At 69.8% G+C, this 5,424-nt stretch carries 8 protein-coding genes and 1 tRNA gene; 2 read left to right on the forward strand and 7 right to left on the reverse strand.

The annotated features are described in order from the left end of the window. Positions 1 to 270, reverse strand: a 270-nt coding sequence (locus QZ483_RS12395) for an EAL domain-containing protein (RefSeq protein WP_297084454.1), incomplete at its 3' end; no start/stop codon positions are given. Here QZ483_RS12395 and QZ483_RS12400 point away from each other — a divergent pair. Next, positions 236 to 856 (forward strand): hypothetical protein, encoded by a 621-nt coding sequence (locus QZ483_RS12400; protein WP_297084456.1) that lies wholly within the window; start codon positions 236 to 238, stop codon positions 854 to 856. The genes QZ483_RS12395 and QZ483_RS12400 overlap by 35 nt on opposite strands. A 128-nt stretch (positions 857 to 984) precedes the next feature. On the opposite strand, the gene QZ483_RS12405 is transcribed toward QZ483_RS12400, so the two are convergent. Further along, on the reverse strand, positions 985 to 1,716 hold the full coding sequence (locus tag QZ483_RS12405; RefSeq protein ID WP_297084457.1) for an ABC transporter permease: 732 nt from the start codon (positions 1,714 to 1,716) through the stop codon (positions 985 to 987). Beyond that, on the reverse strand, positions 1,713 to 2,378 hold the full coding sequence (locus QZ483_RS12410) for an ABC transporter permease (RefSeq protein ID WP_297084461.1): 666 nt from the start codon (positions 2,376 to 2,378) through the stop codon (positions 1,713 to 1,715). Before QZ483_RS12410 ends, QZ483_RS12405 begins: the two co-directional genes overlap by 4 nt. Before the next feature lie 70 nt (positions 2,379 to 2,448). Here QZ483_RS12410 and QZ483_RS12415 point away from each other — a divergent pair, with 70 nt between their 5' ends. Beyond that, positions 2,449 to 3,252, forward strand: coding sequence for an ABC transporter ATP-binding protein (locus tag QZ483_RS12415; protein ID WP_367117111.1), 804 nt, complete (start codon positions 2,449 to 2,451; stop codon positions 3,250 to 3,252). Between the two features lie 6 nt (positions 3,253 to 3,258). Here the strand turns inward: QZ483_RS12415 and QZ483_RS12420 are convergent, their stop codons facing one another. The 4 genes from QZ483_RS12420 to QZ483_RS12435 form a co-directional block, all read right to left on the reverse strand. Continuing rightward, a complete protein-coding gene (locus QZ483_RS12420) occupies positions 3,259 to 4,035 on the reverse strand; it encodes a DUF4126 domain-containing protein (RefSeq protein WP_297084463.1) in 777 nt (258 codons plus the stop codon). 135 nt (positions 4,036 to 4,170) lie between these two features. After that, positions 4,171 to 4,243: transfer RNA gene (locus QZ483_RS12425), tRNA-His, on the reverse strand. A gap of 80 nt (positions 4,244 to 4,323) precedes the next feature. Beyond that, positions 4,324 to 4,926, reverse strand: a complete 603-nt coding sequence (gene orn / locus QZ483_RS12430) for an oligoribonuclease (RefSeq protein WP_297084466.1) — start codon at positions 4,924 to 4,926, stop codon at positions 4,324 to 4,326. A 59-nt stretch (positions 4,927 to 4,985) separates the two neighbouring features. Beyond that, positions 4,986 to 5,424: hypothetical protein (locus QZ483_RS12435; protein WP_297084469.1), on the reverse strand; the 439-nt coding region annotated here is incomplete at its 5' end.

A 5,424-nucleotide genomic window follows, 5' to 3' on the forward strand; every position in this document is an offset into this window, starting at 1 on the left:
GATCGAGCCGACGCCGAGCGTCGAGCACATGTCGACCATCGTCTTGATCAGCTTGACCGTCTGGCCGCCATTGGCGAGCCGCGTCACGAAGGAGCGGTCGATCTTGATCGTGTTGATCGACAGTTGGTCGATATGGCCGAAATTCGCGTAACCGACGCCGAAATCGTCCAGCGCCACGCGCGACCCGAGCTGCTGCAGGCGGGCGAGCGAACTGCGCGCCGTCTCGAAATCCGACATGATCAGCGTCTCGGTCACCTCGATGCTGGCCATGATCGCCTACCGCTTCGTGGCGGCGAAGGACCTCCCCCGGCTCCCCTACCTCACCCGGATGGACTTCTTCCTGCTCGGTTCCGCGTTCCTGATGCTGCTCGGTCTGGTGGGAGTGGTGGCGATCGCGAGGTGCGACGCCGCGGACAAGCCCGACGCGGTCGAGCCCGGCGCCGGCGAGGTGGTCCCTGAGCGCCGGGATGATGTTGTCCGAGTTCTGCAGCATGAGGTCATCCTCGAGGACCACCAGCTGCTCGCCGGGAACGGGCAGGCACTCCTGCGCCATCATCTCGTCGTCGGTGGTCTCCTCCGAGCCGGTGGGCTCCATCGAGCCGTCGTCTGCCGGCTCGTCGCCGTCGCCGGAACTGCAGCCGGCGACGATCAGGGTGGCGGCGGCCAGGGCCGCGTAGGTGGCTCTGCGGGTGTGCATCGGTGCTCCTCACGTCGGGGACGGTCAGCCATGGCAACCGCCTGGGCGCCCGATCTGTTCCCTCACGGCGCCCGTACCAGGCTATGCGGTGTTCGCGGCCGGCGCCCGGGGGGATGGGTCGGGCGGGGCGGATCCGTGCACCAGACTCGGATGAACTGAGTCGCAAGGCGAGGCTCGCCGCACGCGCCGGACGGTGGCACTCAGTTGGTCCGAGTCGCGTGCACACACCCGGAAACGCCGCGCAGGCCGGGGGAGGGCCGATGCGCGGGCCCGGTGGCGCTTCGACCTCACGCGGCCGCGGTGGCTGCCTCGCGCAGGGGAGCGGGAGTGGCGGCGCGCTGGAGACGCGCCATCACGGCGTCGGTCGCGAGCGCGAGCGCTGCGACGAGCACCGCGCCGGCCAGCACCTCGCCGTACCGCTGCGTGGCGAGCCCCCGGTTGATGATGACGCCCAGGCCGCCACCGGCCACCAGAGCAGCGAGCGGCACGGTCGCGACGGTCTGCACGGTCGCCGTGCGCAGGCCGGCGGCGATGAGCGGCACCGCGAGGGGCAGCTCGACCCTGGTGGCGACCTGGAAGCGAGTGAGCCCTTGACCCAGTGCGGCCTCGCGGATGTCGGGGTCCACGCCGGACATGCCGGTGAAGGCGTTCGTGAGGATGGGAGGGAACGCGAAGATCGCGGCCGCCAGGATCACCGCCCGGTTGCCGAAGCCGATCGCGGAGGCCGCGAACAGCGTGAGCAGGGCCAGCGTGGGCATCGCGCGGCTCACGTTGGAGATCACGACGGTGGCGCCGCCGCCCTTGCGGATGTGTCCCAGGAGCACTCCGACGGGAAGCGCGAAGGCCACGGCGATGGCGACGGCCGCGAAGCTCATCCAGATGTGCTCGAGCGTCAGTGCGATGATCGAGTCCTGCGCGAAGCGCCAGCCGCCGTCGAACGTGGGTGTGGTGATCCCGTTCGCCCCGGTCCAGTTCTCCCAGGTGGTCAGGTACGCCCACGCCTCGCCAACGGTGCTCATGCGGCCACCCTCCGGCGCTGCCACGGCATGGCGAGACGACCCGCGAGCGCGAGCAGCAGGTCCAGAACGAGCGCGAGCGCGAGGCACAGCAGGGTCGCGGTCATGATCTGGGCGCGGTAGTCCGACTGGAGCCCGCGGAACATCAGCTGGCCCAGCCCGCCGTAGCCCACCACGACACCCACGGTGACCAGAGCAACCGTCGTCACCGCAGCGATCCGCAGGCCCGCGATGATCGACGGCAGCGCGAGCGGCAGCTCGACCTGGAACAGCAGCCGCGTGGGGGTGTAGCCCAGGCCGCGCGCGGCATCGGTGACGTCACGGTCGACGCCCTCGAGCCCCACGACGATGTTGCGCACCAGCACCAGCAGGGCGTACGCCACGAGCCCGATCAGGACCGTGGTGCGCCCGATGCCGGTGAAGGGGGCGAGCAGGCCGAACAGCGCGAACGAGGGGATCGTGTAGAGGATCCCGGAGATGCCCATGATCGGTCCCGACAGGCGCGGGATCCGCCGCGCGATCACGGCGAGCGGGAACGCGATGAGGAACGCGATCGCGAGCGCCTGCAGCGTGAGGGTCGCGTGGATCGCGAGCTGGTCGACCACTTCCTCGGTGTTGCGCTGGAGGTAGTCGAGCGAGAACCACGGGTTCTCAGGCGCGTCCATCTGTCCGACGCTACAGGCACTGCGCGCCACAGTCACCTGGCGCGGCGGCGCGGCTGTGCAGGGCCGATGCGTGCGTCAGCTCTCCCCGTGCGCGGACGCGGCGGTGGGCTACGGTGGCGGGATGGACCACGCGGGCATCACGTTCGAGCACGTGCGCAAGGAGTACCCGGACGGCACGGTGGCTGTCGAGGACCTGTCGCTCGAGGTCACCCCTGGTGAGATCCTGTGCCTCGTGGGGCCCTCGGGCTGCGGCAAGTCCACCACGCTGCGCATGGTCAATCGCCTGGTCGAGCCCAGCTCCGGCGTCATCACGGTCGACGGCCAGGACGTGATGGCCCAGGATGCGGTGCAGCTGCGGCGCTCGATCGGCTACGTGATCCAGCACGTGGGCCTGTTCCCTCATCGCACCGTGGCGCAGAACGTGGCGACGGTGCCCGGGCTGCTGAAGTGGGACAAGGGGCGCACCCGGGAGCGCGTGGACGAACTGCTCGAGCTCGTGGGCCTGCCGCACGAGACGTATGGCTCGCGCTACCCGCACGAGCTCTCCGGCGGTGAGCGTCAGCGGGTGGGGGTCGCGAGGGCGCTCGCGGTCGAGCCTCCGGTGCTGCTCATGGACGAGCCCTTCGGGGCCGTCGATCCGCAGCGACGCCGCAGCCTCCAGCAGGAGTTCCGCGACCTGCAGCGCTCGCTGGGCCTCACCGTGATGATGGTGACGCACGACATCCGCGAGGCCGTCATTCTCGCGGACCGCATCGCGGTGTTCTCTCGGGGCGGCGTGCTTGAGCAGCTCGGGAGCGGTGAAGACGTCGCGGAGAACCCCGCGAACGCGTTCGTCGAGGACTTCCTCGAGGACTTCGGCGCCCTCAAGGAGTAGGGCGGATCAGCGCTCGGCTGACTGCGCGGACGGCCCTTCCGGCCCGCCTGCGGCGTCCTCGGCCTCGGCGACGGCGTCTCCGTCCGCGCCCGCGCGATGGCGGGCGATGCGCCCGGGCTCGCGCCACTTGGATCGCCACCACGCGACCATCCCGCCCTCGGCCTCCTGCGCCTCGCGTTCGAGTCGCTCCTCGGCCTGACGCAGCTCGCGGTGACGGCGCCGCCGGCGCCCGGTCGTGACGATGCGGTAGACCGTGATCCCCAGGAAGATGAAGACCACGATCACCAGGATCGGGATGAAGATCGCGATGAGGCTCAGGCCCACGGCGATCGCGTCCTCCGCGAAGGACGCGAGCGGTGCGCCGGTGCCTCCCGTCGTGGCGTTCACGGCCGGTCGCGAGGCGGCCTTGGACACGTGCATCGCGAGCGCGACGATCGCACCGACGATGCCGGCGATCAGCGGGTTCTGCTGCCAGAAGTTCGAGTCGTCGACCACGGTGGCCGCCGCCGTCGCGGCGAAGATCACACCGCCCACGACCGGCCGGATCAGGGTCTGGATCAGATCATTGACGTGGTCGACGCCGGGGATCTTGTCCAGCACCAGCTCAACGACCAGGAACGCGGCGGAGATCAGGATCGCGGGCCACGACTGCAGCCACAGCAAGTGATCGGGAAGCTCGATGAACTCCGTGAATCGCGCGAAGATGCCGACGATCAGCAGGGGGATGAACGCGTTGAGCCCGGCAGCGGCCGAGAGGCCTGCGCCGGTGAGCGCTGCGAGCATCCGATCCTCCTGACGTGGGGCGTGCGCGCGGGCGCATCGCCGTGACCGCACAACGATAGCCCGTGAACCGCACGGGTGCCGACGCGGAGACGGCAGAAGGGCCGCCCCCGGGGGGACGGCCCTTCTGCTTCAGCGGGTGGCTAACGGGACTTGAACCCGCGACCCCCTCGACCACAACGAGGTGCTCTACCACCTGAGCTATAGCCACCATCGGCCCCGTCGCCAGGGCCAGCGAACATCATACCGTGCCCGCATCGGTGCACACGACCGAGAGGCCGATCGTGTCTCCTACGCGGTGGGGGAGACCTTCGCGGCCGCGGCCTTGGCGGCGTCCGAGTCCGGGCCAGGAAGCGGCGCGAGAATGGTCTCCCGGTAGTACTCGAGCTCGCGGATCGAATCCTGGATGTCCCCCAGCGCGCGGTGCCCGCCGGTCTTTGCCGGGGCGTTGAAGAACACCCGCGGGTACCAGCGCCGCACGAGCTCCTTGATCGAGCTGACGTCGACGACCCGATAGTGCAGGTGGCCCATCAGGTCCGGCATGTCGCGCTCGAGGAACTGCTTGTCCATGCCCACGGTGTTGCCGGCGAGCGGTGCCTTGCTCGCCTGCGGCACGTGCTCGCGCACATAGGCCAGAACCTGGGCCTGGGCGTCCTCCATCGTGGTGCCGTGCTCGAGCTCCGGCAGCAGCCCGGACTCCACGTGCATGTTCCTCACGAAGTCGCTCATCTGCGCGAGAGCGGCGTCGGACGGCTTGATGACCACCTGCACGCCGTCGCCGAGCAGATTGAGCTCGGCATCGGTGACCAGGCACGCGACCTCGATCAGCGCATCTGCGGTCGTGTCGAGCCCGGTCATCTCGCAGTCGATCCAGACCAGGGGGGTTTCAGCCATGCGCCAACTCTACGGCGTGCGGGGGACACCACCTGGCGCGGGGGTTCACGGCACGATCCCTACTGAGCCTCCGCCGACGGCACGTACGTCACCGTGCCGAACACCTTGCCGTCGTCGTCGGGGACCCAGCCCACGCTCACCCAGATCTCCCCGTTGTCGAGAGCGACGGCGTCGAGACCGCTGCTGAGTTCCTGATCGACCTCGTAGCCGTTCGCCTTGAGCTGGTCGACGAACGCGAGCACCTCGTCCTCGCTGTCCGCCTCGAACGTGGCGTTCCCCGACTCGGAGTCCGCGAACGACGCGACCAGCGTTCCGGGCGGCGCCGGGACGGAGTCCGGCCACGACGACGGCAGCGACGCCTCGCCGTCCAGGTTGATGTCGAACTCGGCGTCGTCGCCGGCGGCCTCCTCGACGATGCGCTCGACGCCTTCCTCGGCGAGCTCGCCGGTGAGGTTCTCGAGCGGGTTCGAGCAGGCGGTCAGGAGCGTGACGCCGGCG

The organism is uncultured Demequina sp., from assembly GCF_913055775.1.
GTDB lineage: Bacteria > Actinomycetota > Actinomycetes > Actinomycetales > Demequinaceae > Demequina.